Annotated in this window: 24 protein-coding genes; 15 read left to right on the top strand and 9 right to left on the bottom strand. The window is 68.1% G+C overall.

Annotation, left to right across the window (positions count from 1 at the left end; genetic code table 11):
- The first annotated feature begins 10 nt into the window (after nt 1-10).
- From J7U46_RS16495 to J7U46_RS16525, 7 genes are all read left to right on the top strand, one after another.
- Entirely contained in the window at nt 11-946 is a 936-nt protein-coding gene (locus tag J7U46_RS16495; protein WP_282827794.1) for a sugar ABC transporter permease, read from the top strand.
- Between the two features lie 5 nt (nt 947-951).
- Complete coding sequence (locus J7U46_RS16500) at nt 952-1,782, top strand: carbohydrate ABC transporter permease (protein ID WP_282827796.1); 831 nt, start codon at nt 952-954, stop codon at nt 1,780-1,782.
- Nucleotides 1,783-1,804: 22 nt separating this feature from the next.
- Nucleotides 1,805-3,151, top strand: coding sequence for a GH1 family beta-glucosidase (locus tag J7U46_RS16505; protein ID WP_282827797.1), 1,347 nt, complete (start codon nt 1,805-1,807; stop codon nt 3,149-3,151).
- 16 nt (nt 3,152-3,167) lie between these two features.
- Nucleotides 3,168-4,220, top strand: a complete 1,053-nt coding sequence (locus J7U46_RS16510; protein WP_282827799.1) for an ABC transporter ATP-binding protein — start codon at nt 3,168-3,170, stop codon at nt 4,218-4,220.
- Nucleotides 4,221-4,433: 213 nt separating this feature from the next.
- Complete coding sequence (locus tag J7U46_RS16515; protein WP_282827800.1) at nt 4,434-7,334, top strand: TonB-dependent receptor; 2,901 nt, start codon at nt 4,434-4,436, stop codon at nt 7,332-7,334.
- A 91-nt stretch (nt 7,335-7,425) separates the two neighbouring features.
- Nucleotides 7,426-8,943, top strand: a complete 1,518-nt coding sequence (locus J7U46_RS16520) for a tryptophan halogenase family protein (RefSeq protein ID WP_282827802.1) — start codon at nt 7,426-7,428, stop codon at nt 8,941-8,943.
- A gap of 2 nt (nt 8,944-8,945) precedes the next feature.
- Nucleotides 8,946-9,749: a polysaccharide deacetylase family protein gene (locus tag J7U46_RS16525; protein WP_282827804.1), complete on the top strand. Its 804-nt coding sequence runs from the start codon at nt 8,946-8,948 to the stop codon at nt 9,747-9,749.
- Between the two features lie 22 nt (nt 9,750-9,771).
- On the opposite strand, the gene J7U46_RS16530 is transcribed toward J7U46_RS16525, so the two are convergent.
- Genes J7U46_RS16530 through J7U46_RS16540 form a run of 3 tightly spaced genes read right to left on the bottom strand, consistent with a single transcriptional unit; the run spans nt 9,772 to nt 13,350 of the window.
- Nucleotides 9,772-10,662, bottom strand: a complete 891-nt coding sequence (locus tag J7U46_RS16530; RefSeq protein ID WP_282827805.1) for a glycoside hydrolase family 16 protein — start codon at nt 10,660-10,662, stop codon at nt 9,772-9,774.
- Nucleotides 10,663-10,693: 31 nt separating this feature from the next.
- Nucleotides 10,694-11,959: an extracellular solute-binding protein gene (locus J7U46_RS16535; RefSeq protein WP_282827806.1), complete on the bottom strand. Its 1,266-nt coding sequence runs from the start codon at nt 11,957-11,959 to the stop codon at nt 10,694-10,696.
- A complete protein-coding gene (locus tag J7U46_RS16540; protein ID WP_282827807.1) occupies nt 11,956-13,350 on the bottom strand; it encodes a glycoside hydrolase family 30 protein in 1,395 nt (464 codons plus the stop codon). Before J7U46_RS16540 ends, J7U46_RS16535 begins: the two co-directional genes overlap by 4 nt.
- A 298-nt stretch (nt 13,351-13,648) precedes the next feature.
- Between J7U46_RS16540 and J7U46_RS16545 the strand changes: the two genes are divergently transcribed.
- Entirely contained in the window at nt 13,649-14,647 is a 999-nt protein-coding gene (locus J7U46_RS16545) for a glucokinase (RefSeq protein ID WP_282827808.1), read from the top strand.
- Nucleotides 14,648-14,654: 7 nt separating this feature from the next.
- On the opposite strand, the gene J7U46_RS16550 is transcribed toward J7U46_RS16545, so the two are convergent.
- A complete protein-coding gene (locus J7U46_RS16550) occupies nt 14,655-15,545 on the bottom strand; it encodes a LysR family transcriptional regulator (protein ID WP_282827809.1) in 891 nt (296 codons plus the stop codon).
- Between the two features lie 116 nt (nt 15,546-15,661).
- On the opposite strand from J7U46_RS16550, the gene J7U46_RS16555 reads away from it, so the two are divergent.
- Complete coding sequence (locus J7U46_RS16555; RefSeq protein ID WP_282827810.1) at nt 15,662-15,883, top strand: hypothetical protein; 222 nt, start codon at nt 15,662-15,664, stop codon at nt 15,881-15,883.
- Nucleotides 15,884-15,897: 14 nt separating this feature from the next.
- On the top strand, nt 15,898-16,299 hold the full coding sequence (locus J7U46_RS16560; protein WP_282827811.1) for a 4-oxalocrotonate tautomerase: 402 nt from the start codon (nt 15,898-15,900) through the stop codon (nt 16,297-16,299).
- 25 nt (nt 16,300-16,324) lie between these two features.
- Here the strand turns inward: J7U46_RS16560 and J7U46_RS16565 are convergent, their stop codons facing one another.
- On the bottom strand, nt 16,325-16,963 hold the full coding sequence (locus tag J7U46_RS16565; protein WP_282827812.1) for a cation transporter: 639 nt from the start codon (nt 16,961-16,963) through the stop codon (nt 16,325-16,327).
- Between the two features lie 106 nt (nt 16,964-17,069).
- Here J7U46_RS16565 and J7U46_RS16570 point away from each other — a divergent pair, with 106 nt between their 5' ends.
- Nucleotides 17,070-17,549 (top strand): Cd(II)/Pb(II)-responsive transcriptional regulator, encoded by a 480-nt coding sequence (locus J7U46_RS16570; RefSeq protein ID WP_282827813.1) that lies wholly within the window; start codon nt 17,070-17,072, stop codon nt 17,547-17,549.
- Here J7U46_RS16570 and J7U46_RS16575 read toward each other — a convergent pair.
- Nucleotides 17,504-18,292: a hypothetical protein gene (locus J7U46_RS16575; RefSeq protein ID WP_282827814.1), complete on the bottom strand. Its 789-nt coding sequence runs from the start codon at nt 18,290-18,292 to the stop codon at nt 17,504-17,506. The two genes, J7U46_RS16570 and J7U46_RS16575, sit on opposite strands and share 46 nt — an antisense overlap.
- Complete coding sequence (locus tag J7U46_RS16580; RefSeq protein ID WP_282827815.1) at nt 18,289-18,750, bottom strand: abscisic acid-deficient protein Aba4 family protein; 462 nt, start codon at nt 18,748-18,750, stop codon at nt 18,289-18,291. Before J7U46_RS16580 ends, J7U46_RS16575 begins: the two co-directional genes overlap by 4 nt.
- Before the next feature lie 148 nt (nt 18,751-18,898).
- Between J7U46_RS16580 and J7U46_RS16585 the strand changes: the two genes are divergently transcribed.
- Nucleotides 18,899-19,588 (top strand): TetR/AcrR family transcriptional regulator, encoded by a 690-nt coding sequence (locus tag J7U46_RS16585; RefSeq protein ID WP_282827816.1) that lies wholly within the window; start codon nt 18,899-18,901, stop codon nt 19,586-19,588.
- 121 nt (nt 19,589-19,709) lie between these two features.
- The gene (locus tag J7U46_RS16590) at nt 19,710-20,843 is read left to right on the top strand and encodes an HD domain-containing phosphohydrolase (protein WP_282827817.1); all 1,134 of its coding nucleotides are present in this window, start codon (nt 19,710-19,712) and stop codon (nt 20,841-20,843) included.
- 3 nt (nt 20,844-20,846) lie between these two features.
- On the opposite strand, the gene J7U46_RS16595 is transcribed toward J7U46_RS16590, so the two are convergent.
- Nucleotides 20,847-22,880: a GGDEF domain-containing protein gene (locus tag J7U46_RS16595; RefSeq protein WP_282827818.1), complete on the bottom strand. Its 2,034-nt coding sequence runs from the start codon at nt 22,878-22,880 to the stop codon at nt 20,847-20,849.
- An 88-nt stretch (nt 22,881-22,968) separates the two neighbouring features.
- On the bottom strand, nt 22,969-23,769 hold the full coding sequence (locus J7U46_RS16600; protein ID WP_282827819.1) for an exodeoxyribonuclease III: 801 nt from the start codon (nt 23,767-23,769) through the stop codon (nt 22,969-22,971).
- A 91-nt stretch (nt 23,770-23,860) separates the two neighbouring features.
- On the opposite strand from J7U46_RS16600, the gene pyrE reads away from it, so the two are divergent.
- Together pyrE and J7U46_RS16610 are read left to right on the top strand one after the other, a co-directional pair.
- On the top strand, nt 23,861-24,535 hold the full coding sequence (gene pyrE, locus J7U46_RS16605) for an orotate phosphoribosyltransferase (protein ID WP_282827820.1): 675 nt from the start codon (nt 23,861-23,863) through the stop codon (nt 24,533-24,535).
- The gene (locus J7U46_RS16610) at nt 24,535-25,206 is read left to right on the top strand and encodes a hypothetical protein (RefSeq protein WP_282827821.1); all 672 of its coding nucleotides are present in this window, start codon (nt 24,535-24,537) and stop codon (nt 25,204-25,206) included. Before pyrE ends, J7U46_RS16610 begins: the two co-directional genes overlap by 1 nt.
- Nucleotides 25,207-25,218: the final 12 nt, after the last annotated feature.

The following is a 25,218-nucleotide window of genomic DNA, read 5'->3' on the forward strand; positions in this document are numbered from 1 at the left end:
AGAGCGCCTCATGAAGCTGCCCCGCCTCCTCCCCCGGCTTGCTCCCCGCCACGCGCCCTATGTGCTGCTGGCGCCCTTCCTCGTGCTGTTTGCCGTGTTCGGCCTGTTCCCGCTGTGCTTCTCGCTCTACCTCGCGTTCCAGAGCTGGGAGCCCACAAGCGGCCTCGCCGCCATGCACTATGTGGGCCTCGACAACTTTGCCTTCGCGCTGCAGGACGAGTGGTTCTGGAAGTCGCTGAAGAACACCGGCTGGCTGGCCGTGGCCTCGGGCGTGCCGCAGCACCTGGTGGCCATCCCGCTCGCCTGCTTCATCAACATGAGTTTCCGGCGCTCGCGCAACGCGGTGGTCGGCGCCTACTTCCTGCCCTACATCACCTCGTCGGTGGCCATCGCCATCCTGTTCAGCTCGCTGTTCTCGACCGACTACGGCCTGATCAACCTGGTGCTGGCCGCGCTGCGCGAGGTGCCAGGTCTTGCCTGGCTGATGCCGGCCCAGGCCATCGACTGGCTGAACGACCCCGATGCGCTCAAGCCCGCCATCTCCTTGATCGTGTTCTGGCGCTATGTGGGCTTCAACATCGTGCTCTACCTCGCCGCGCTGCAGACCATTCCGCCTGATCTCTACGAGGCCGCGACCATGGATGGCGCGAGCCGCTTGAAGCAGTTCTTCCACATCACGCTGCCTAGCCTGAAGCCGATGATCTTCTTCGGCGTCACGCTCTCGGTGATCGGCGGCCTGCAGCTGTTCGAGGAGCCCTTCATCCTGACCGGTGGCAAGGGCGGCTCCGACCAGGCCGGCATGAGCACGGCGGTCTACCTGTACCGCACGGCCTTCGACTTCAACGACTTCGGCGCCGCCAGCGCGATGTCATGGCTGCTCTTCATCGTGGTGGCCCTGCTCACCTGGATCACCAACCGGGCCTTCCGCCCTCGGGGCGAGGCATGAACGCGATGCAAGCCAAACGCACGGCCATGACGCCTTTCGCGGCCTATGCCCTCGTGGGCATCGGCATGCTGATCATGCTGGCGCCGTTCTATTTCATGTTCGTCTTCGCCACGCATTCGCGCAGCGAGATCTTCAGCCTGCCGCCGCCGCTGTGGTTCGGCGACGACCTCTTGAACAACATCGAGATCCTCACGAAGCGCCTGCCGTTCTGGCGCAACCTCGGCTGGAGCCTGTATGTGGGCCTCGCGTCCACCGCACTCACGCTGCTGTTCTGCTCGATGGGCGGCTATGCCTTTGCGATGTTTGACTTCCGCTGGAAGAAGCCGCTGTTCGCGCTGGTGATGGGCACCATGCTCTTGCCCAGCTTCATGAACATGATCCCGAGCTTCATGATCATGGACCTGCTCGGCTGGATCGACCAGCCACGCGCACTCTACATCCCGGGCGCGGCCAGCGCCTTCGGCATCTTCCTGATGCGCCAGTTCGTGGGGGCTGCCGTGCCGCGCGAGCTGGTCGAGGCCGCGCGCATGGACGGCTGCAGCGAGCTCGGCATCTATGCGCGCATCGTGCTGCCGCTCTTGAAGCCGGCGCTGGGCACGTTGGGCCTGATCGCCTTCATCGCGTCCTGGAACAACTTCATCGCACCGTTGGTGGTGATGCGTTCGCCCGACATGTACACGCTGCCGCTGGCGCTGCGCAGCCTGCAAAGCCCGGTGGATACCGAATGGGGCGCGCTGATGGCCGGCTCGGCCCTGGCGACCCTGCCGCTGATCGTGCTCTTCGTGCTGTGTTCCAAGCAGCTGATCTCGGGCCTGACCGTTGGCGCGGTCAAGTAGCCCCCACCTGAACCTCGATGCCATGACCCACTACGACCCTGCAGCCGCCCAGACTGCCTTCCCCGCCGATTTCGTCTGGGGCGTTGCCACCAGCGCCTTCCAGATCGAAGGGGCTGCAGCGGCCGATGGCAAAGGCCCGTCCATCTGGGATACGTTCTGCCGTCAGCCCGGCGCGATAGCCGACGCCAGCAATGGCGATGTCGCCTGCGAACACTACGCCCGCTGGGAAGAAGACCTGGACATGATTGCCGGTCTGGGCGTCGACGCCTATCGCTTCTCGGTCTCCTGGCCGCGCGTGCGCCCCACCGGCAGTGGTGACTGGAACGAAGCGGGCCTCGCCTTCTACGAAAAGCTGGTGGATGGCTTGCTGGCCCGCGGCATCAAGCCCTACCTGACGCTCAACCACTGGGACCTGCCGCAGGCGCTGCAAGACCTCGGCGGCTGGGGCAACCGCGAGACGGTGCAGCGCTTCGTCGAGTACGCCTGCGGCATGGCGGCGCGGCTGGGCGACCGGGTCGTCTCCATCGCCACGCACAACGAGCCCTGGGTCGTGGCCCAGCTCGGCCACGAGAGCGGCATCTTTGCGCCGGGCCTGAAGGACAGGAAGCTCGCTGCCCAGGTCTCGCACCACCTGCTCTTGAGTCATGGCCTCGCGCTGCAGGCCCTGCGCGCCCAGGGCAGCAAAGCCGAGCTGGGCCTGGTGCTCAACCTCTCGCCCATGCATGCGGCCACCGATTCGCCGGCCGACCGCGCCAAGGCCGTGCTGGACGACGGTCGCGTGGTGCGCTGGTACATGGACCCGCTCTTCAAGGGCCGCTATCCGCAGGACGTGCTGGACGACCTGGGCGCCGACGCGCCGCAGGTCGAACCGGGCGACATGCAGGCCATCACGGCGTCGATGGACTTCCTCGGCGTCAACTACTACTCGCGCTCAGTGATCAGCGCCGGCGAACCCTGGGACGTGCACAAGAGCGGCCGCGAGGTGACCGACATGGGCTGGGAGGTGTATCCCGAAGGCCTGACCGAGCTGCTGCTGCGCCTGCACCGCGACTATCCGGTGCCGCCATTGTTCGTGACCGAGAACGGCGGCGCCTTCAAGGACGAGCTGAGCGCCGATGGCCGCGTGCACGACGCCGGCCGCACCCGCTACATCGCCACCCACATCGCCGCCGTGGCGGCCGCGATGAAACAGGGTGTGCGCATGGGCGGCTACATGGTCTGGAGCCTGATGGACAACTTCGAATGGGCCTCGGGCTACGAGAAACGCTTCGGCATCGTCCACGTCGATTACGCGACGCAGGCGCGCACGCTCAAGGACAGCGCGCGCTGGTACCGGGACTTCCTGCAACAACAGCGGGCTCTGCGCTGAGCTGAAGGACGAGACGATGGGACAAGTGAGCCTGCAAGGCCTGTGCAAACGCTACGGCGAGACCGAGGTGATACGGGGCCTGGACCTGGAGGTGCGCGATGGCGAATTCATGGTCTTCGTCGGCCCCTCGGGCTGCGGCAAGTCCACGACGCTGCGCATGATCGCCGGCCTGGAGGAGATCACCGGCGGCGAGCTGCGCATCGACGGCCAGCGTGCCAACGAGCTGCACCCGGCCGAGCGCGGCGCGGCCATGGTGTTCCAGAGCTATGCGCTGTACCCGCACATGACCGTGGCCGAGAACATGGGCTTTGCGCTGAAGATGGCCGGCGTGGGCAAGGCGGCGCGCGCCGAGCAGGTGGGCCGCACGGCCGAGATCCTGCGCATCACCGAGCTGCTGGACCGCTACCCCAAGGCGCTCTCGGGCGGCCAGCGCCAGCGCGTGGCCATCGGTCGGGCCATCGTGCGCAAGCCCAAGGTCTTTCTGTTCGACGAGCCACTGTCCAACCTCGACGCTGCGCTGCGCGTGGACATGCGCATCGAACTCACGCGGCTGCATCAGCAGCTGGGCACGACCATGATCTACGTGACCCACGACCAGGTCGAGGCCATGACCATGGGCGACCGCATCGCCGTGTTCAACCAGGGCCGCATCGAGCAGCTGGGCACGCCGAGCGAGCTCTACCAGCGGCCGGCCAATGAGTTCGTGGCCAGCTTCCTCGGTGCGCCGCGCATCAACTTCGTCGCCCGGCCTGCCGCCACCGCCAGCGAGGCCCATGGCCAGCTGTGGGGCCAGCTGGGAGGCGATGCGATGGGCGCGGCCGCCCAGCGCATCGGCATCCGGCCCGAGCACCTGCAGCTGGCTGCTGCCGGCGTGCCCGCCACCGTGGTGCTGGCCGAATACCTGGGCGACGTGCTGCTGGTCCATCTGCGCGTCGAGGGCCTGGAGGGCCTGCTCACCGCCAAGCTGCCGGCCGACCAGACCTCGCCCCAGAACGGCGCCAGCGTGGCCCTGAAGGTCGATGCCAGCCGCGCACTGGGCTTCGATGCGGCGGGCTTCGGCCTCCCCTGAGTTCCACCGGTCGCGCCACCCGTTTGTGGCGCAGCAACACTCGCTAGGGTTAATCAGTAGATGTTCAGTGCCCGCAACAGCTAAATTGTGAAAGCGCTTTCATGATGCGACCCAAAGAAGTCGCACGATGCTGAGACCTGCCTAGCGATTGACCGGTCCGCCGACGACAGGCGGACCAAGAGCCAGCAAGTTGATCAAACGATAAGGAGACATATGAAACCCGCTCACCCCCACCGCCTGCGGCATGGCCGCAGCCTGCAGCGCCAGCCCGTGGCTGCCGCCTGCGCCCTGCTGTTCATCTCGGCGTCCTCGGCCCAGGCCCAGCAAGCCCAGCCGGCCAGCACGCCGGCCCCCGAGGTCAAGCAGATCGAAACCGTGGTGGTGACGGGCCTGCGCAAGAGTATCGAGACCTCGGTGGCGCAGAAGCGCTCGTCCGACTCCATCATCGAGGTCATCTCGGCCGAAGACCTGGGCAAGCTGCCTGACGCCAGCATCGCCGAATCGCTGGCCCGCCTGCCGGGCCTGACCGGCCAGCGCGGCCCGGACGGCCGTGTCAATGTGATCTCGATCCGCGGCCTCTCGCCCGAGTTCTCCGGCGTGCTCTTGAACGGCCGCGAGATGGTCAGCTCCAACGACAGCCGCGCGGTCGAGTTCGACCAGTTCCCGTCCGAGCTGGCCGGTTCGGCCACGGTCTACAAGACGCCGGATGCGTCGCTGGTGGGCCTTGGCCTGTCGGGTACGGTGGACATCCGCACGATCAGCCCGCTGAGCCTTTCGGGCCGCCAGATGGCCGTGAACCTGCGCGGCGAGCGCAACTCCAACGGCACCATGGTGCCGGGCGTGACCAGCGCCACCGGCAAGCGTTTCAGCTTCTCCTACGTCGACCAGTTCGCCAACAAGACCATCGGCCTGGCCGTGGGCTTCGCGCGCCTGGATTCGCCCTCGCAGACCAAGCAGACCGAGCTGGTCGAGTACGGCGACTACACGCCGTTCGGACTGCCGCTCTCGGGCAATGTCGCTTCCAAGGTCGGCACCGGCCAGGCCATGCTGCCGATGTTCTGGACCGCCAGCACGGCGACCAAGAAGAACGTGCGCGACGGCCTGATGGTGGTGCTGGAGCACAAGCCGAACGAGGACATCCACAACCAGCTGGACCTCTACTACTCCAAGTTCAAGACGCACGAGGTGGGCGGCAAGTTCGCGCAGAGCCTGTTCGGCAACTGGTCGGCCGGCATCGCGCCCGCGCTCTCCGGCATCAGCACCACGCAGATCGGCGACAACACCTACGCCACCAAGGCCACCACGTCGCAGCTGGTTGCCAACATCGGCAACATGGACACGCGCCGCACTGACGACATCGTCGCCGTCGGCTGGAACACCGAGGCGAAGCTGGCGGCCGGCTGGAAGGGCGTGGCCGACCTGAGCTACTCGCGCGACAAGCGCCATGAACGCTATACCGAGGCCTATGGCGGCCCGTACAACCACACGACCAAGCAGTGGACCTACGGCGCCTACAACTGGAACGTGCCGACCAACGGCGACCCGCAGACCTTCACGCCGGTGCAGGCCGGCTATCTGGCCAACCCGGCCAACCTGGCCTTCGGCGATGTGGCCGGCATGGACTGGGTGCCCAACGAGGCCTGGATCGGCGCGATCCGCCACCCCGAGATCAAGGACGAGATCAAGACCATCCGCCTCTCGCTGAAGCATGACCTGGAGGGCTTCTTCAGCAACTTCACTGGCGGCGTGAACTTCACCCAGCGCGGCAAGGACGTGGCCAAGAACGAGGACCGCATCCTGATGTCCAAGGATGCGCAGGGCAACTACATCCGCAGCATCCCGAGCTCGGTCGTGCGCGCACCCTTCGACATGAGCTGGGCGGGCATCCCGCAGCTGCTGCGCGTGGACGTGCCGGCCCTGGTGGCCAGCGGCACGGTCAGCCTGGAAGAGGGCCAGTTCAGCAAGTGGGTGGCCAACAACTCCAACGTCAAGGAGAAGGTGAGCACGGCCTTTGCGAAGCTGGATATCGACACCGAGTTCGAAGGCATCTCGATGCGCGGCAACGTGGGTGCGCAAGTGGTGCATGCCCAGCAGAGCTCGGAAGGCTGGGAATACCGGGGTGAGGACGAGAAGCCCGACCCCAAGCTGCTGTTCAAGCGCACCGGCGGCACCCACTACAACAACTTCCTGCCCAGCCTGAACCTGGTGTTCGACTTCAAGAACAGCTGGATCGCGCGCTTCGGCCTCGCCACCACCATCGTGCGCCCGAACATCGTCGACATGCGCGCCGGCACCAGCACGCCCACGGTGCTGTCCGACCCGGCCGGTACGCCGCATGCGGGTGAATGGACCACGGCCTACTCGGGCAACCCGGAGCTCAAGCCCTGGCGCGCCGCCGGCATCGACCTCTCGGTCGAGAAGTATTTCGGCAAGCGCAGCTACATCTCCATGGCAGCGTTCCGCAAGAACCTGCTCAGCTACATCTACAACCAACTGACCGCCGTCAGCACCGTGGGCTTCCCGGCCACGCCGCCGGCCGGTGTGACGCCCAAGGCCATTGGCCCGACCATCCAGCCGCGCAATGGCACGGGTGGCAAGGTCGAGGGTCTGGAGTTCGCAGCGGCGCTGGAAGGCAGCCTGTTGCATCCAAGCTTGAGCGGCTTCGGTGTGGTGGTCAGCGGCTCCAAGCTGAGCAGCTCGATCAAGGACCAGAACCCCGACCCGACGGTCAGCACCTCGCGCGACGTGCCGCTGAACGGCCTCTCCGGCCGCTCCAACAGCATGACCTTCTACTACGAAGACCATGGCATCTCGGCCCGCGTCAGCCAGCGTTACCGCTCGCCGTTCACGGCCACGACCCGCGACATCTTCCTCAACAACACCACGCTGCAGCAGGCGGCCGACAAGGTCATCGACCTGCAGCTGGGCTATGCCTTCGAGGAGGGTGCCTACAAGGGCCTGTCGGTGCTGCTGCAAGTGGGCAATGTGGGTGACAAGCCGACGATGAACCGCAAGTCGGCCGGCGCCAATGCACCGGATACCAGCCAGCTGCTGCCGAACTACATCCGCTACTACGGCCGCACCACGTTGCTGGGCGTGAACTACAAGTTCTAAGAAGCAATCCTCCTGGGGTGTCCTTTGGCCGGTGCCTGCTGATGGTTTGTCAGCAGCACCGGCCTTTCTTCCAGGCCAGAGAATCCACCACATGAACAGCAGCAACACCCCCATCCGCAACATCGTCATCGTCGGTGGCGGCACGGCCGGCTGGATGACGGCCGCCGCCTTTGCCAAGGCGCTGGGTGGGGGCTATTCGATACGCCTGATCGAGTCCGACGAGATCGGCATCATCGGCGTCGGCGAGGCCTCCATCCCCAACCTCACCGAATACAACCGGGCCCTCGGCATCGACGAAGACGAGTTCCTGCGCGCCACGCGGGGCAGCTTCAAGATGGGCATCGAGTTCGTGAACTGGGGCGCCGTCGGCGAGCGCTACATCCACGGCTTCGGCAAGATCGGTGGCGGCGATGCGGGCCTGCCCTTCTATCACTTCTGGCTGCGCGCGGCCCAGCTCGGCCAGGCCCATCCGCTCGGCGATTACTCGATCAACACGGTGGCGCCGCGCGAGGCCAAATTCATGCGCGCGCGGCACGACATGCCCGGCTCGCCGCTGGCCGAAATCGCCCATGCCTATCACTTCGATGCCGGCCTCTATGCCAAGTTCCTGCGCGGCTTTGCCGAGCAACGCGGCGTCAAGCGCCTGGAGGGCAAGGTGCAGCAGGTGCTGCAGCGCGAGGGCGATGGCTTCATCACCGCCGTCGTGATGGAGAGCGGCGAAAAGGTCGAGGGCGACTTCTTCATCGACTGCTCCGGCATGCGCGGCCTCCTGCTCCAGCAGGCCTTGAAAGTCGGCTACGAGGACTGGTCACAGTGGCTGCCCTGCGACCGCGCGATTGCCGTGCCCTGCGATTCGGTGACGCCGCTCCTGCCAATGACGCGCTCCACCGCGCATGCGGCCGGCTGGCAATGGCGCATTCCGCTGCAGCACCGCATCGGCAACGGCCATGTCTACAGCAGCCGCTACATGGACAAGGAAGCGGCCGAGTCCCTCCTGATGAACAACCTGGATGGCCAGGCCACGGCGGCACCGCGCCACCTGTCGTTCCGCACAGGCCGCACCAAGACCTTCTGGGACCGCAACTGCGTGGCCGTGGGCCTGTCCAGCGGCTTCCTGGAACCGCTGGAATCGACCAGCATCCACCTGATCCACATGGCGGTGGCACGCATCCTCGACTTCTTCCCGCGCCATGGCTTCGAGCCGGCCGACATCGCCGAGTACAACGCGCTGACGAGCGTGGAGTTCGAGAAGATCCGCGACTTCCTGATCCTGCACTACAAGCTCACGCGGCGCGACGATTCGCCGTTCTGGAACTACTGCCGCACGATGGAGATTCCGGACGGCCTGCAGCGCAAGCTCGAGCTGTTCGCCGCCAACGGCCGCACCTACCGCGACGGCCTGGAGCTGTTCACCGAGGTCAGCTGGCTGCAGGTGATGGTGGGACAGGGCCTGATGCCGCGCGGCCACCATCCCTATGCCGACCAGGCGAGCGAAGCCGAGCTGCTGGCCCACGTGGAGAACGTGCGCCAGGTGGTGGCCAAGTGCGCGGCGGCGATGCCGGGCCATGCGGACTTCATTGCCAAGCATTGCGCGGCGCAGCAGGCCTGAGCATGCGCGGCCTGGGCTTGCCGGCCTTGCTCGCTGCCTTGATCAGCACGGCGGCAGGCGCCGAGCCGGCCCAGCCCTTCGCCTGGCCCAACGGGGCGCGGGCGGCGGTCAGCCTGTCCTATGACGATGCCCTGGCCTCACAGCTGGACCATGCGTTGCCAGCGCTGGATGGGCTGAACCTCAAGGCCAGCTTTTACCTGACGCTGGCCAGCGAGACGGTGGTCAAACGACTGCCCGAATGGCGGGCTGCTGCCGCACGCGGTCATGAACTGGGCAACCACTCGCTCTACCACCCGTGCTCGCGCAGCAAGCCAGGCCGTGACTGGGTCGCGCCGCACCGCGACCTGGACAAGATCAGCGTGGCCGCGCAGCGCGAGGAGCTGCTGCTGGCCAACAGCTTTCTTCAGGCCATCGATGGCCGTACCGAACGCACCCTCACCACACCGTGTGGCGATCTGCTGGCTGCGGGCCAGCCCTATCTGCCTGCGGTGAAAGGCGTCTTCATCGGCGTCAAGTCGCGCACCGGCGGCGTGGTCGAGGACATCGCAAGACTTGACCCCGAGGATGTGGGCACGGCCGATCCGACCGATGCCACGGCCGAGCGCCTGATCTCGCTGGTGGACGAGGCGGCGGCTCGCGGAACGATGGTCAGCATCACCTTCCACGGCGTGGGCGGCGATTACCTCAGTGTCTCGAAGGAGGCGCATGCCGCCCTGCTGCGCCACCTGAAGGCCCACCCGGAGCGCTTCTGGGTGGACAGCTTTGTCAACATCATGCGCTGGGTGAGGGCGCGGCGATCCCCCTGATGCGGCCACCGCGCCGAGGCGCTCACTTCGGCGCCTGGTAGACCCGCACGTAGTCGACCTCCATCGTGACCGGGAAGATCGCGTCGTCGATGGCGCCGCCCAGGTCGCCGCCGATGGCGATGTTGAGGATCATGAACTGCGGCGCATCGAAGGGCCATTGCGCCTTCCCGGTGCCGGCGTTCTTGTAGACGAAGTGCTGCTTGCCATCGATGCCGAAGCGGATCTGCTGGGCCGTCCATTCCATCTGGTAGGTGTGGAAAGCGGTGCAGGGGTCGGCCACCACGGTGGCCGCACCTGAGCCGTTGGCGCCGCTGCCCGAGGTGGTGTGCGTGGTGCTGAACACGCGGGTCGGGTTGCTGCCCACCTGCTCCATGATGTCCAGCTCGCCACCGGCCGGCCAGCCGCCACTGCTGCCCAGCATCCAGATCGCCGGCCAGGTGCCCTTGCCGCAGGGCAGCTTGGCGCGGATCTCGAAGTAGCCATAGGTCCAGTCGGCCTTGCCGGCGGTGATCAGGCGCGTGGAGGTGTAGGCCTGGCCGCCCCAATCGGCGGCCGAGCTCATCTGCTCCTTGCGTGCGGTGATGACCAGCTTGCCGTCGCGCAGCACGGCGTTCTCGGCGCGCGGGCCGCTGTAGTACTGCTTCTCGTTGTTGTGCCAGCCCTGCTTGTTCATGCCGGTGTCATAGGCCCACTTGCTGGCGTCGGGCAGGCCGGCACTGTCGAACTCGTCGGACCAGACCAGCTTGTAGCCGGCGGGCACGGTCAGGGCCTCGGGCGCCGGGGTGGGGGGTGTCGGTGTTTGCGTGCCTGCTGCGCTGCCCGCGCCGCCGGCGCCACCACATGCGCCGAGGCTCAGCGCCGCCAGCAAGGGGCCCCAGCGCCCGCGCTGGGAGAGTTTTGAATTCATTGCCATGGCTTGTTGTCTCCGGTTGATTGTCTTGTTGTCAGCGCAGCGCCCGTCGCTGCAGCAGTTGTTCGGCATCGGCCAGGGCCGTGCGTATCGGCTTGTTGCGGGTCAGTACCTTGTCGAGTTCGGTCTGCACCACTTCCTCGGCGAACTGGTTCTGCTTGTGCACCGGCAAGGCGGTGATACGGCGCGCGGCTTCGCGCCAGAGCTGGCGCGCGCGCTGGCCGCCGAGGAAGGGCAGGGGCTCGCTGAAGAAGGCGTCGTCGTGCGTGGCCAGCAAGGCCGGAAAGGCATCGAAGTCCTTGAAGGCCTGCAGCTGGCGCTGCGGGTCCAGCGTCATCAGCTGCATGAAGTCCCAGGCCAGGGCCTTGCGTTCGGGTGCGATGCGGCGCGGCATCGCATAGAAGGCGCCACCGTAGGTGGCCGTGCCACCTTCGGGCAGCGGCGCGGCGCGCCACAGGCCGCTGGTACTGGGTGCGATGAAGTTGTTCAGCTGGCCGACCAGCCAGGCGCCCGAGAGCTCGGTGGCCAGGCGGCCGCGCTTGAAGCCCTCGGCCCAGTCGTTGGACCAGGCCGAGACGCGCGCATCCAGCCCCTGCCGGCGCGCCAGCAAGGCGACCTCGAAGGCGCGCTCGAAGCGGGGCGAGTTGACGAGCACGCGCGAGGCGGTGTCGAAGTACAGGCCTTCACCGGGCTTCAGGCCGCCGCGGATGATGATGTCCTTGATCTCCTGCACATGGGCGATCAGGTAGGCGCCGGTGGCGGCCTTGATGCGTGCGCCAGCGGCCACGTAGCGCTCCCAGGTGCCGGTGAGATCGGCCTCGGCCACGCCGGCCTTGGCGAGGATGTCGTGGCGGTACAGCATCGTGCCGGGGCCGATGTCGGCTGGCATCGCCACCATGGCGCCGCTGCGGGCCAGCGCCTGGTCGTAGGCGAAGGGCACCAGCCGCGAGCGGAAGCGCTCGACGCCGTAGGCGCTCTGGCGCAGGTCCTCCAGGCCGCCGCCTTGGGCGAAGCGGCCGACGAAGCTGGACTCGAGCGCCATCACGTCGGGCAGCGAAACTGCGGTAGAGAGCGCCGTGGTCATCGCCGTGTGGTGGTCGCTGTACTGGCGGCTGAGGATCTTCAGCTCCACATCGGGATGCAGGCGCTGCCAAGCCGGGATCGCAGCGCGCGCGATTTCGTCGACCAGCGGGAAGGCGGCGACGGTCAGCGTGCGGCGTTCGCTTGCGTGGGCCTGGCTCAACGCCGGCAGCGCACTGGCCAGCAGCACGCGCCGGCTGATGGCGGAGCCGCTGTTCATCGGAGGTAGGTGGCGATGGCGCGAGGCGGCAGCTCGGCCAGGCAGGCTTCGCCGTCGACGCACAACACGAAGCGCTGCGTGGCCTCGCTGCGGTTGAGCACCACCAGCGCGAGGCTCCCATCCGGGTTGACGGCGGCTGTGCACTCCAGGTCTTGCCGGCTCGCCGCGCACAGCACGCGCTCGGCACCGGGCTTGATGAAGCGGGCGAAGTGGCCGAGGTAGTCGAATGAGGGCTGCGGCATCAGGCGGCCGCTCGCTCGATCGGCCAGCATCGGCGCGCTGCACAGGTTGCTCACGTGATTGGGACCACCGGTTTCATCGAGCAGCAGGTTCCAGTCGATCCAGCCGACGGTCCAGCGGTTCAGGTCATTGATGATGTTGCGGCCATAGCGCTCGGCCGGCACCAGCGAACCCCCATGCGGGCCGCCTTCCTGGCAGCCCTCGGTGAACAGCAGCTGCTTGTCGGGCCAGGCGTCGTGCACCAGCTGCACATGGTCGAAATGGTCTTCGCCATACCAGTGGAAGCCGCAGCCCCAGACATAGCGCGAGGCCTCGGGGTCCGAATAGACGGTGTCTGCCCGCTGCACCATCTGGTCGCGGTTGTGGTCCCAGATGATGATGCGCACGCGCTCGAGGCCGGCCGCATGCAGCGCGGGGCCGAGATGGTCGCGCACGAAGTCGCGTTCCTCTTCGGCGCTGTAAATGCAGGAATCCCAACGCTGCAGGGCCTCGGGTTCGTTCTGTACCGTCACGCCCCAGACCGGCACGCCCTCGGCCTCGTAGGCCTCTATGAAGCGCACATAGCACTGGGCCCAGGCGGCGGCGTACTGCGGCAGCAGCTTGCCGCCGTGGTTCATCTCGCCATTGCTCTTCATCCAGGCCGGCGGGCTCCAGGGCGAGACCAGCAGCTTGATCGGCTGGCGCGCCACCGCCTGCGCGGCCTTGATCATTGGCAGCAGGGCCTGGCGATCGCGGTCGATGTTGAAATGCTGCAGCGCCTCGTCGCCCGCCACTGTGGCATGCGCGTAGTTGCCGAGCGAGAAGTCGCAGCTGTTCATGTGAACCCGGCAGAGCGTGTAGCCATGGCCGTGGTCTTCATCGAAGTAGGCGCTCAGCAAGGCCGCGGCTTCGTCGGGCGGCAGTTGCTGCCAGACGCTGGCGGCCGACTCGGTGAAGGCGCCGCCAAAGCCCTCGATACGTTGGAAGCGGCGCTCGCTGTTGACCATCAATCGCGGCAGGCCGGCGGCCGATTCGCTCGCCATCAGTGACGCTGCGAGCTGCAGTGTCAGCGCTGCTTGTGGAGCCAGTCGGCGCTCGGCGTGCACTGCCTGGGCAGCGGCGGTGAGCACCCAGTGGAGTGTGGTGGTGGAAGCGGGCAGGGCTGCGGTCATGAAGAAGGAGGAGGAGATCCTGGCATCGGCGCGATTGGCATGTCATGGGTGCGTTGCCTGGATTTATGAAAGCGCTTTCTTGGCCGCGAGAATAGAGGCTCGCTGCGCGCCGGTCAATGGCGACTGCCCGGGAACTCTTGCGCCATCAGTCCGCTGCTCGGCAGAACTGTCGGCAGGTCATGACGAGCCTGCCGACAGGCTACAAACCGCCGGCCAGCGAGCCTTCGGGTAAATCATTGCTTGCGTCGTGAAAGCGCTTTCAATACGATGCCTGCTGATTCAGAATCCGAACACTTCCATGCGCCAGCCCGAGCCGACCTACCCGCGACTTCTTGGTGACATCGGCGGCACCAATGCAAGGCTGGCCTGGGCCAGCAGCCCTGGCGAACCGTTGACCGACATCGCCCGCTACGCCTGCGCCGACCATGGATCGCTGGCCGCTGCAATCCAGCGTTATCTGGCCGACCATGGGCGCGAGCAAGGCCCGCGGGCCTGCGGCATCGGCATCGCCAATCCGGTGACCGGCGACGAGGTGCGGATGACCAACCACCACTGGTCGTTCTCGATCTCGCAGCTCAAGCGCGAGCTGGCGGTGGAGCAGCTCGCCGTGGTGAACGACTTCACCGCGCTGGCCCTGTCGCTGCCGGCCCTGGGCCCGCAGGACCTGCTGCCCATAGGCGGCGGCGCAGGCATTGCCGGCGAGGCGATGGCGGTGCTGGGTCCGGGCACGGGCCTTGGCGTCTCGGGCCTGCTGCCGGCGCCGGGGGGCGGCTATCTGCCGGTGCCAGGCGAAGGTGGGCACAGCACGCTAGCGGCGAATGATGAGCGCGAGGCGGCCGTGATCGAGTGGCTGCGCCGGCGCTTCGGCCATGTGTCGGCCGAGCGCGTGCTGTCGGGCCCGGGACTGGTGAATCTGTACGAGGCCCTGGCCGCGCTGGCGGGCCGTGCCGTGCCGGCGCGGGACGCGGCCGGTATCGTGGATGCGGCGCGCGGCAGCGCCGACCCGCTCTGCGAAGAGGCCATCGACCTGTTCTGCCGCTTCCTCGGCAGCTTTGCCGGCAATGTGGCCCTGACCCTGGGCGCGCGGGGCGGCGTCTACATCGGTGGCGGCATTGCGCCGCGCCTGCTGCCGGAGCTGCGGGCCTCGCGCTTTCGCGAGCGCTTCGAGGGCAAGGGGCGCTTCCAGGCTTACCTGGCGAGCATTCCCTGTTTGCTGATCAATGCGGCCGTGTCGCCAGCGCTGATCGGCGCTTCGCGGGCGCTCGAGATCGAGCGCTACCGCTGCCCCGATCACTGACGCGCCATCAACCCGAGCGCGCCAGCCAGCCGGCCCAGTGGTCGATGCAGGCGCGCAGCTTGGGCAGGCGGTGGCGTTCCTGCAGCATCACGGCATAGACCGGTACAGGTGCTTGTGACGCCAGCTCCGGCAGCACCTGCACCAGGGCGCCCGCCGCCACCAAAGGCTCGGCCACGATGCTGATCAGGCGGCCTATGCCGGCGCCATGCTGGACCAGGGACAGCACGACGCCGCTGTTGTCGGTGCGGCTGTGCGGGCGCACGCGCAACTCGGCGGCCTCGGCGCCGCTGCCCAGCTGCCATTGATTGAGCACCGGGCTCGCGCTGTTGCCGATCAGGCGATGCCGCGCCAGCTCTGCGGCGCTGGCGGGCATGCCGTGCCGCTCTACATAGGACGGCGCCGCATAGAAGCGCCGTGTGAGCGTGCCGATCTGGCGGGCCACCAGGGTCTCGCTGGCCGGGCTGCCGGTGCGTATCGCGATGTCCACGCCCTCGCGCGCCATGTCGACCACGCGATCGTCGGCCGAGATGTCCAGCTGCAGCTGCGGATGGCGCTCGTACAGCGCCGCGAGGCTGGGCGCGATCACCGACTGGGCCACGATGGTGGAGGCGCTGACCCGCACCCAGCCGCTCGGCCCGGCCAGCTTGCCGGAGAGCTCGCTGTGCAGCTCGGCGGCGGTGTCCAGCAGACGCCGGGCATGGGTGAGGAAGGTGTCGCCCTCGTCGGTCAGGCTGAGGCCATGGGTCGTGCGGTGCAGCAGGCGCACGCCGTTCTGGGCCTCCAGCCGGGCCAGGGCCCGCGTGACCTGGCTGACCGGCGCCTCGCGCTCGCGCGCCGCCGCCGAGAGCGTGCCCAGCTCCACGATGCGGACGAAAAGGGCCAGGTCATCGAGATGCATGGGGCGATGGTATTGCAGTTGCTGCAATACGGATTGCCATTTTGAGCGGTTTCAACGGACCTACTCACTCCATAAAGTGCAAGCACCAACCCTGCAGACCTACCCAGGAGCCCCGCATGTCCTCCCTGCTCAACAACCCCCGTTTGCTCAATGCCCTGCACGACCTTGCCCATGCCGAAGCCGAGGCACTGCGCCGCGCGGCCATTGCCGATTTCTGGCGCGGCAGCGATGCGCTGCTGCAGGACGCCGCCGCCAGCGCCCACCGGGCCGCCCAGCGCCTGGCCTACCGCCTGCAGCGCCGGGCCGGCCGCATTGCCACCGCCGCCAACCCCTTCTAAATAGAGACCTCGCCATGCCCCTCTTGAACCTGCGCATCGCCGCCACCCCCAACCGTGCCCTGGCCGCCCGTGCCGCCGCCACGCTGCAAGACCTGACCGTGCAACTGCTGGGCAAGCAGGCCGAGCTGATCGCCATCGCGGTCGACTTCGTCGACCCGGCCACCTGGTTCGTCGCCGGCCGGCCGCTGAGCGACTGGCAGCGCAGCAGCTTCTCGCTGGAGATCAAGATCACCGACGAGACCAACACCAAGGCCGAGAAGGCGCGCTACATCGCTGCGGTGTTCGAGGCCTTCAGCGATCTGCTGGGGCCGCTGCACACCGAGAGCTACATCCATGTGCATGACGTGCGTCCCGCCGCCTACGGCTATGGCGGGCGCACACAGGAGTGGCGGTACCACCACCCCGGCAAGGCCTGAGTCCAAGCACGGGGTCCCGTGGGGCTCACCAGGCCTTGCGCAGCTCCTGGCGGGCCTGCTGGATCACCGAGCGGGCCGCGCTGAGCGCCAGCAGCGCCATCACGCCGGCCACGGCGAGGTCAGGCCAGGCGCTGTGCGTGCCGAACACCCCGAGCGCCGCGGCCAGCACCACCAGGTTGCCGATGGCGTCGTTGCGGGTGCACAGCCAGACAGAGCGCATATTGGCGTCGCCTTCGCGCCAGGCGTAGAGCATCACGGCCACGCCGAGGTTGGCCGCCAAGGCCAGCGCGCCGATGACGCCCATGGTCAGCGGTTCCGGCACGCCGCCCTGCCAGGCGGACCAGGCGGCGCGGCCCAGCACGAAGAGGCCGAAGGCGCCCATGCTGAGGCCCTTGATCAGGGCCGAGCCGGCGCGCCAGCGCAGCGACAGGCCCATCACCGCCAGCGCCATGCCGTAGTTGGCAGCATCGCCGAAGAAGTCCACCGAATCCGCCAGCAGCGACACCGACTTGGAACTCCAGCCCCCCAGCACCTCGACGAAGAACATCGCCAGGTTGATCACCAGCGCCGCCCACAGCACGCGGCGGTAGCGCGGCGAATCGGCGGCGGACAGCGGGGCGTGGTCGTGCCCATGGTGATGGTCGTGGGAGCAGGCGTGGCTCATGGTGATGGGCTTCCATTCGTTGCGGATGCAGGGATTGGAAACCCCGTAGCAACTCCAGAGTCAAGCGCGGCATCCGGCGATACTTCGCAGCCAGGAGCTTGACCCCATGCGCATCGGTGAACTGAGCCAGTCGACCGGCGTCGACATCGAGACCATCCGCTTCTACGAGAAGAGCGGCCTGCTGCCCGCGCCGGCGCGCGAGGCCAATGGCTACCGCGACTACGGCCAGCCGCAGCTGGAGCGCCTGGCCTTCATCCGCCATTGCCGGGCGCTGGACATGTCGCTGGCCGATGTGGGCCTGCTGCTGGCCGCCTTGAACGAAGGCGCGCCCGAGCGGCTGGCCGCCGTGGACGGCCTGGTCGACGCGCAGCTGGCCAAGGTGCGCGCCCGCCTGGCCAGCATGCGGGCGCTGGAAAAGCAGCTGGCCGCGCTGAAGGCGCGCTGCGATTCCGACCATGCCCATCATGGCTGCGGTGTGCTCGAGGAATTGGTGGCGGCAGCCCAGGGCGAGGCCTGCGCCTGCCATGAGCCGCCATCGCCTCAGCCCAAGCCCCTCATCAGCAAGCCGAGGAAGGCGAGGCCATAGAGCGCGGTGAACGCCAGCAGCCAGCGGCGCCGGCCCAGCAGCCAGCCGGCCAGCGGCAGCAACTGCCCGGCATGGATGCCCAGGAAATGCGCCGGCCGCAGATCGCCACCGGACAGCACCCAGCCCAGCAGCGGCAGCGCCTGCCCGCCCTCGGGCGGCGGCTGGTCGCCCAGCAGGATGCCCACGCCAGCGCCCATCACGAAGGTCAGCGCGAGGCCCAGCAACATGGCCAAGCGGTCCGTCGGCGCCTGCGTCGGATCCGGATGGCGCCACAGCTGCCAAGCCAGCAGCGGCTGTGTGGCGGTCAGCAGCAAGGCGCCCAGGCCCATCAGCGAGTACATCAGGCCGTGCCAGAGATCGCTGACGTTGTAGTGCGAGGCCTGACCGAGTCCGGCCTGCAGCGTGATGTAGAGGAACTCGAAGCTGCCGGTGGCGATCAAGAGCCAGACGATGCGTCTGACCGCCCGGCCCTCGCGCCGCGCCGCCGGCAGGTGGCCGATGAACCAGGCCGTGGTCCAGGCCAGCAAGGCGATGGACAGCGCGAACTTGATCGGCTTGATCCAGACATTGGCGCCGCGCAGCATCCGCTCATCCAGCCCCCAGGCCAGGGCCATCGGGATGATGCAGACGAGCAGCACCGCGCCGTACCAGGCGAGGCGGCGCTCGCGCTGCTGCAGCTGGTCCCACAGCCAGGCGAGCGGCGTGGGGCGTGCGAGCGCGGCGTTGAAGCTATTGCTGCTCATGCCGACACCTCCGCCCGTTGTGGCGAACGGCGCCAGACGCCGCGCAGCAGCGCAAAGCCGAGCAAGCCGGCCGGGCCGAACATGAAGGTGAGGGCCAGCAGCGGCAGCACCAGCAGGTGCGGCAGGCCGAGGGCGGCAGACCGCTCGGCGATCCAGCTGCCGACCAACAGGTCGAAGGCCAGGTAGTGCAGCCAGCCGGCAGCCAGCAAGGCCGGCTGGGCCAGCAGGCGCCGCACGGCCGCCATCGAGTCGTAGCCGCCGTCGCCCATGCCATTGCGGACAAACAAGGCCACATAAGCCACGGCCAGCAGCAGCGGCACGATGCGCCCGGCATAGAGCCTGGCGGCGGGCGCCCAGCGTGTGCCGGCCGGCGAGACGGCCAGCGCCAGCCAGCCGGTGACGGCGAGGCTGCTGCCCAGCGAGAACAGGGTGTCGGGATCGAGACCGGGAATTGACATGCAAGTTCCTTGAGGAAGGGCGAAGGGGAATGGGTAAGAGGAAATGGGTAAGAGGGAATTGGCGGAAGGTCGAGTCAATCTGAACAGTGTTCAGATAAATCGTCGTCTATGATCTGAACGCTGTCAAGTTCCATGAGCCATCCCCCCCGTGAGCACCCCCCGCAACCGAACCTCCGCCGCCGACGTGCCACGCGACGCCTACCACCACGGCGCCCTGCGCGAGGCCCTGATCGCGGCGGCCGAGGCCGTGCTGGCCGAGCGCGGGCTGGAGGGCTTCTCGCTGCGCGAGGTGGCGCGTCGCTCGGGCGTGTCGCCGGCCGCGCCGGCCCATCATTTCGGTGATGCCGAGGGCCTGCTGGCGGCCGTGGCCACGCTGGCCTTCGATGGCCTGACCGCCGCCTTGAAGGCCGGCGACGAGCGCGGCGGCAGTGACCCGGTGGCGCAGTTGCGCGAGCAGGGTCTCGGCTATGTGGGCTTCGCCCTCAAGCACCCGGGCCGCTTCGGCCTGATGTTCCGCTGCGAGGGCTACAAGAGCGAGGCCCTGGCGCAAAGCGGCCGTGCCGCCTACGGCGTGCTGGAAGCGGGTGTGCGCCGGCTCTGCCGCGTGCTTGAAGGTGCAGAGCTGACGCCGGCCCAGCAGCAGTCGCTGCTGGCGATCTGGTCCGTCGTGCACGGCTTCGCGCATCTGGCACTGGCTGGCCAGTTCGACAGTCTGCTGCCGGCACGCGGCCGTGAGGCCGCCCTGCGCGGCCTCCTCGCGCCGCTGCTGGAGCAACAGCTGCAGGCCTTGCGCCCGGTGCGCCCACTGCGCCGCCGCAGGCTTGGCGCCGAGAAATAGTGCGCGCATAGCGCCCACCAAATGGGGGGGATGAGCCCGCCAGAGACATTGCGTTGAAGGGCGCCGGGTAGAGTGCGCCCGGTCGTAGTCTGCCGGCAGTCATGCCGCATTAACGCTGTTCATGCGCGTCTGCTCGCTTCTCTCGGTCAAGGAACGTATCGTGCTCGGTCAGCCGCTGGCTTTCAGCGTGCGCGATGCCAGCCGTCTCTTGCTGCTGGCCCGGGGGCAGGTGATTGCCGACGAGGATCAGCTCGATGCCCTGCTCAAGCGCGGCGCCGTGGTCGAGGTCGACGAGCTGGCTGCCGCCATCCAGCCCACCCGCAAGCTCGACCCCACCCAGCGCCTGGCCCGATTGCCGGCCGAATGGGAGCGCCTGAGCCACGACGTGCGCCTGGCGCTCGGGGCCGTGCCGGCCCAGATGGCCGCTGCCGTGCACAGCAGCACCGACCTGCTGCTCTCGCTGATCGACAGCTCGCCCGAGATGGCCCTGACCCAGATCGTGCGCCAGGGCGATGCCAGCGAGGGCCATTACGGCGTGCGCCATTCCATTCACGCGGCCACCGCCTGCCATGCGGCGGCGCGGCTGCTTGGCTGGAGCCCCGACGAACAGCGCCGCGCCTTCCAGGCCGCGCTGACGATGAACGTGGCCATGCTGGACCTGCAGGCCAAGCTCGCCACGCAGGTGTCGCCGCTGACGGCCCTGCAGCGCGAGGCGATCAACGAGCATCCGGTGCGCAGCGCCGAATTGCTGGCCGAGGCCGGCATTGACGACGAGGAATGGCTGGCCGCCATCCGCCAGCACCATGAGCTGCCCGATGGCAAAGGCTATCCGCGCGGGCTCAAGGAGGTCGAGCCGCTGGCCGAGCTGCTGCGCTTTGCCGATGTCTACACCGCCCGGCTGAGCAGCCGCGCCAACCGGCCGGCGATGAGCGCCATGCAGGCCGGCCGCGAGCTGCACCAGATGGCGGCGGCCAGCCCGCTGGCGGCGGCGCTGATCAAATCCTTCGGCATCTTCCCGCCGGGCAGCATCGTGCGCCTGGCCTCGGGCGAGATGGGCCTGGTCGTGCGCAACGGCGACAAGGCCCATTGCCCGCAGGTGGCCACGCTGACCGACGCCATGGGCGAGCCGCGCATGAGCCCGCTGCTGCGCGACTGCGCCCGCGAGGCCTATGCCATTGCTGCCCTGCTGCCGGTGCAGAGCCTGCCGATGCGCTTGACCGACGAGAAGATCGCCAGCCTGATCGCGGCGGCCTGAGGGTCAGTGCCTCTGGCCTTGCCCCGGGTGGCCTGGCTCACGCGCCGGCCAGCTGACCTCGCGGCCCGCGCTGTGCAGCAGCGCGAACTGGCCCTGTGCCACACCGGCGGCGGCGTCCGCCTGTTCGGGCAGCGGTTGGCCGAGGTCAATCTGCTGGATGCCCACCCACAGCGCGCGGCCGCTGGCCTTGGCCGCGTACAAGCACTGGTCGGCCAGCGAGACCACGGTTTCCCAGGACGGTAGCTCGGGCGCGCCGGCTTGCTGGGGCGCAAACGGGTAGCAGGCAAAGCCGATGGAGCAGCTGCGCCGCAGCCGGCGGCCCTGGCCCAGGTCGAACTCATGGGCCGCCATCTGGCTGCAGATGCGCTCGGCCAGTTCGCCGGGCTCGTTGCGGGCCGCCACCCGTGCGAACACCAGGAACTCCTCGCCGCCCCAGCGCACCACGGTGTCCGACTGGCGCACCAGGCTGCGCAGCAGGGCTGAGGCCTGGCGCAGCACGGCGTCGCCGGCGGCATGGCCATGCTCGTCGTTGATGAACTTGAAGTGGTCCAGGTCGATCAGCAGGAAGGCGGCGCCCGGCTCGGCTGGCACGGCGCTGCCATCGCCACGCGGTGCCAGCGCCTGATGCCGCTGGCGGCGCATCTGGGCCAGCTCCTCGACGATCCGGCTGCTCAGGTAGCGGCGGTTGTGCAGGCCGGTCAGCGGGTCTTCCAGCGCCATGTCGTGCATGGCACGGTAGGCCCGCTTCAGGTAGACGCGGCTGACGGCGATCACGGCGGCGACCGCCAGGCCCAGCACGCCGGTCAGCACCCACAGCCAGCGGAAGCGCTTCTGCTGGTCCTGCTCATGCTCCAGCGTCTCGATCTGGCGCTGCTTGCGGTCGGCTTCGTAGGCGGCCGAGGCTTCGGCGATGCGCTTCTGGTTGTCGCTCTGGTGCAGCGCCTCCTTGCGGCGCTGGTACTCGAGCTGGGCCGCATAGGCCGCCTCGAAATCGCGGTTGTGGGCCAGTTCCTCGGCGATGGCCTTCTGGATGGCGACCAGGGTGACCTCCTGGCCGGGCCGGCTGGCGATGGTCTCGTTGGCGCGGCGCAGCAGGGCGATGCCTTCGGGATGGCCGGTGCGGTTCAGCGCGATGCCGCGGTTGGCCAGGCACAGGTCGGCCATGTTCAGGTCACCGATGCGCAGGAAGATCGGGCGGGCGGCGTCGGTAAGGCGCAGCGCCTCGGCCCAGTCCTTGCGCTGCATGGCCCCGTCGCTGAGGTTGAACATCACCATGGACTGGACGAAATCGTCGCCTTCCTCGACCGCGCTCTTGCGCGCCGCCTCCAGCTCGCGCTCATGGGCCTGCTGGTTGCCGGCCTGGGCCTGCAGGTAGGCCATCAGCGAGTGCAGGCGCGCCAGCACATCGGGCACCTGGCCGCGTTCGGCTATGTCGATCGCCTGTTGTTCGGCACGCAGGGCCTCGGCCACATCGCCGCTGCCATGGCGCAGCGAGGCCATCACGTGCAGGGTCTCGGCCTGGCCCTCGGCATCATCCAGCTGGTCGTACTGGCGCAGCACCTCGGTCAGCTGCTCCATGGCCTCGCCCTTGCGCGCCAGCCCGAGCAGGCTCATGGCTCGCACGCGCAAGGCTTCAAGGGCGCGCAGCCGGGTGATCCGGTCGGCCGAGCTCAGCAGGGCCGGTATCGCCGGCGCGCTCTGTTCGTCGTGGATGCGCAGTGCCTCGGCCGGTTGGCCAAGGCCGAGCCGGCCCTTGGCCAGCAAGCTGGCAAAGCGCACCCGCAGCGGCGTACCGACCTGGGTCAACGCCAGCCCCTGCTGCGCCGAGCTCAGTGCTTCGTCCCAGCGCCGCAGACGCAGTTGATCGGCCGCCAGCCGATCCAGGAACCAGGCCCGTTGGTCTGGCTCCAGCGGACCCGCGAGCGCCTGGCGCGCCATGGCGATGGCCCTCGCGCGGTCCTTCGCGGGGGTGGCCTCGAGCTGCTGGCGCAGTTCGGCAGCGCTGGCCGGCGCTGCCGCAGTGAAAGCCGATGCCACCGGCGTCGCCAGGACTAGGCAGGCCGCGGTGAATGCAATCCAGGATTTCGCGCAGCGCATCGGTGTCAAGCCCGCTCCCGATGCCGGGTCAGAGCTTGAAGTCGTAGTCGATGCTCAGCGGTGCGTGGTCGCTGAACTTCTGGTCTTTGTAGATGGCACAACGCTTGGCCAGCGCGGCCAGGGCCGGCGTGGCGAAGTGGTAGTCCAGCCGCCAACCCACGTTGTTCGCATAGGCCTGGCCGCGGTTGCTCCACCAGGTGTAGCAATCGTCGGTGGTGCCGGGTTCGAGCTGGCGGTAGACGTCGACCAGGCCACCGCCTTCGTTGCCGGTGCCAAACAGCTGGGTCAGCCAGGCGCGCTCCTCGGGCAGGAAGCCGGAGTTCTTCTGGTTGCTGCGCCAGTTCTTCAGGTCGGCCTGCTGGTGGGCGATGTTGATGTCGCCGACCAGGATGAACTCGCGCTCGGCCTTCAGCGCCATCAGGTGCGGGTACATCAGCGCGAGGAAGCGGAACTTGGCCTGCTGGCGGTCCTCGCCCGAAGAACCGCTGGGGAAGTAGCAGGAGATCAGGCTGAGCTTGCGGCCGGGCTTGTCGAAGCGCTTCTCGACCCAGCGGCCTTCGGTGTCGAACTCGCCGCCGTCGAAGCCGATGATCAGGTCGCTCGGCTCCTCCTTGGTGTAGAGGCCCACGCCCGAGTAGCCCTTCTTCTCGGCATAGTGGAAGTGGCCTTGCAGCGGGCCTATGGTGTCGAACTGGCCATCCACCACGTCGGCCTGCGCCTTGACTTCCTGCACGCCAATGGCGTCCGCCTTCTGGCTGGGCGCCCAGTCGAAGAACCCCTTGGTCGCGGCAGAGCGGATGCCGTTCAGGTTGGCGGTGATCAGTTTCATGGGAAGGCCACAAGCGTTGCTGCGCGCGCATTGTGGCAGCGCGCGGGACTCTGCCTACAATGCGCCGACCCCTAATCGCCCCGCCTTCTCGATGACTGCCTCCGCCCCCGCCTCGCTCGCCCAGGATTTCGTCGCCTTCGCGGTCGATGCCGGCGTGCTGCGCTTCGGCGAGTTCAAGACCAAGGCCGGGCGGCTGAGCCCCTACTTCTTCAATGCGGGCCTGTTCGACGATGGCGCCAAGCTGGCGCGCCTGGCCGAGTTCTATGCCAAGACGCTGATCGCCTCGGGCCTGCAGTTCGACATGATCTTCGGCCCGGCCTACAAGGGCATCACGCTGGCCGCCGCCGTGTCCATCGAGCTGGCGCGCCTCGGCCACAACAAGCCCTTCGCCTACAACCGCAAGGAAGCGAAAGACCATGGCGAAGGCGGCACCCTTGTCGGCGCCAAGGTGGCGGGCCGCGTTCTGATCATCGATGACGTGATCTCGGCCGGCACCTCGGTGCGCGAGTCCATCGCCATGATCCAGGCCGCCGGCGCCACGCCCTGCGGCGTGAGCATCGCGCTGGACCGCCAGGAGAAGGCGGCCGAGAACGGCGTCGACATGGAATGGAGCGCCGTGCAATACGTGACTCGCCAGCTGAACCTGCCGGTGGTGGCCATCGCCGGCCTGGCCGATCTGCTCGCCTATCTCAGCAACACCAGCAACCCGGCCGTGCAATCGCACGCGGCGGCCGTGCTGGCCTACCGCCAACGCTACGGAGTCTGATGCGCCGCCTGCCTACTCTCCTGCCGCTGGTTGCCCTGCTCGTCGCGCTGCCCTGCGCTCAGGGCCTGGCGCAAGGCAGCGGTGGCAAGGCGATCTATACCTGCACGACGACCGACGGCCGCAAACTGACCGGCGACCGCCCGATTGCCGACTGCATGACCCGCGAGCAGCGCGTGCTCAATGCCGACGGCTCGCTGCGCAGCATCCTGCCGCCCTCGCTGTCGCTGGAGGAGAAGGCGGCCAAGGATGAGCTGGAGCGCAAGCAGGCCGTCGAGCGCTCGGCTCTGGCCGATGCGGTGCGGCGCGACCGCAACCTGAAGCTGCGCTTCCCCAACGAGGCGGCCCATCAGCGCGCCCGCACGGCCGCGCTGGACGATGTGAACACCGCCATGCGGACCTCGGAGCGCCGCCTGCTCGACCTGGCGGCCGAGCGCAAGCCGCTGTCCGACGAGGCCGAGTTCTACGTCGGCAAGCCGCTGCCGCCCAAGCTCAAGCAGCAGCTCGATGCCAACGATGCCGCCGCCGAAGCCCAGCGCGTGTTGATCGAGAACCAGAAGTCCGAGCTGGTGCGCGTCAACAAGCTCTACGACCAGGAGCTGGCGCGCCTGAAGCGACTGTGGGCCGGCGCGCCGCTGGGCAGCATTCCTTCTGCCTCGGCCGCTTCTCACTGAAAAGCAGAAGGC

Origin of the sequence: Pelomonas sp. V22, assembly GCF_030014915.1 — a bacterium.
Lineage (GTDB): Bacteria > Pseudomonadota > Gammaproteobacteria > Burkholderiales > Burkholderiaceae_C > JAUASW01.

Bases quoted from the DNA above. Each gene is read 5' to 3' on its own strand.
- J7U46_RS16570 (WP_282827813.1), top strand. From the start codon at position 17,070: ATGCGCATCGGTGAACTGAGCCAGTCGACCGGCGTCGACATCGAGACC.
- J7U46_RS16555 (WP_282827810.1), top strand. From the start codon at position 15,662: ATGTCCTCCCTGCTCAACAACCCCCGTTTGCTCAATGCCCTGCACGAC.
- J7U46_RS16540 (WP_282827807.1), bottom strand. From the start codon at position 13,350: ATGACCGCAGCCCTGCCCGCTTCCACCACCACACTCCACTGGGTGCTC.
- pyrE (WP_282827820.1), top strand. From the start codon at position 23,861: ATGACTGCCTCCGCCCCCGCCTCGCTCGCCCAGGATTTCGTCGCCTTC.
- J7U46_RS16590 (WP_282827817.1), top strand. From the start codon at position 19,710: ATGCGCGTCTGCTCGCTTCTCTCGGTCAAGGAACGTATCGTGCTCGGT.
- J7U46_RS16600 (WP_282827819.1), bottom strand. From the start codon at position 23,769: ATGAAACTGATCACCGCCAACCTGAACGGCATCCGCTCTGCCGCGACC.
- J7U46_RS16495 (WP_282827794.1), top strand. From the start codon at position 11: ATGAAGCTGCCCCGCCTCCTCCCCCGGCTTGCTCCCCGCCACGCGCCC.
- J7U46_RS16535 (WP_282827806.1), bottom strand. From the start codon at position 11,959: ATGAACAGCGGCTCCGCCATCAGCCGGCGCGTGCTGCTGGCCAGTGCG.
- J7U46_RS16505 (WP_282827797.1), top strand. From the start codon at position 1,805: ATGACCCACTACGACCCTGCAGCCGCCCAGACTGCCTTCCCCGCCGAT.
- J7U46_RS16525 (WP_282827804.1), top strand. From the start codon at position 8,946: ATGCGCGGCCTGGGCTTGCCGGCCTTGCTCGCTGCCTTGATCAGCACG.
- J7U46_RS16500 (WP_282827796.1), top strand. From the start codon at position 952: ATGCAAGCCAAACGCACGGCCATGACGCCTTTCGCGGCCTATGCCCTC.
- J7U46_RS16565 (WP_282827812.1), bottom strand. From the start codon at position 16,963: ATGAGCCACGCCTGCTCCCACGACCATCACCATGGGCACGACCACGCC.
- J7U46_RS16550 (WP_282827809.1), bottom strand. From the start codon at position 15,545: ATGCATCTCGATGACCTGGCCCTTTTCGTCCGCATCGTGGAGCTGGGC.
- J7U46_RS16530 (WP_282827805.1), bottom strand. From the start codon at position 10,662: ATGGCAATGAATTCAAAACTCTCCCAGCGCGGGCGCTGGGGCCCCTTG.
- J7U46_RS16520 (WP_282827802.1), top strand. From the start codon at position 7,426: ATGAACAGCAGCAACACCCCCATCCGCAACATCGTCATCGTCGGTGGC.
- J7U46_RS16545 (WP_282827808.1), top strand. From the start codon at position 13,649: ATGCGCCAGCCCGAGCCGACCTACCCGCGACTTCTTGGTGACATCGGC.
- J7U46_RS16610 (WP_282827821.1), top strand. From the start codon at position 24,535: ATGCGCCGCCTGCCTACTCTCCTGCCGCTGGTTGCCCTGCTCGTCGCG.
- J7U46_RS16510 (WP_282827799.1), top strand. From the start codon at position 3,168: ATGGGACAAGTGAGCCTGCAAGGCCTGTGCAAACGCTACGGCGAGACC.
- J7U46_RS16515 (WP_282827800.1), top strand. From the start codon at position 4,434: ATGAAACCCGCTCACCCCCACCGCCTGCGGCATGGCCGCAGCCTGCAG.
- J7U46_RS16575 (WP_282827814.1), bottom strand. From the start codon at position 18,292: ATGAGCAGCAATAGCTTCAACGCCGCGCTCGCACGCCCCACGCCGCTC.
- J7U46_RS16580 (WP_282827815.1), bottom strand. From the start codon at position 18,750: ATGTCAATTCCCGGTCTCGATCCCGACACCCTGTTCTCGCTGGGCAGC.
- J7U46_RS16560 (WP_282827811.1), top strand. From the start codon at position 15,898: ATGCCCCTCTTGAACCTGCGCATCGCCGCCACCCCCAACCGTGCCCTG.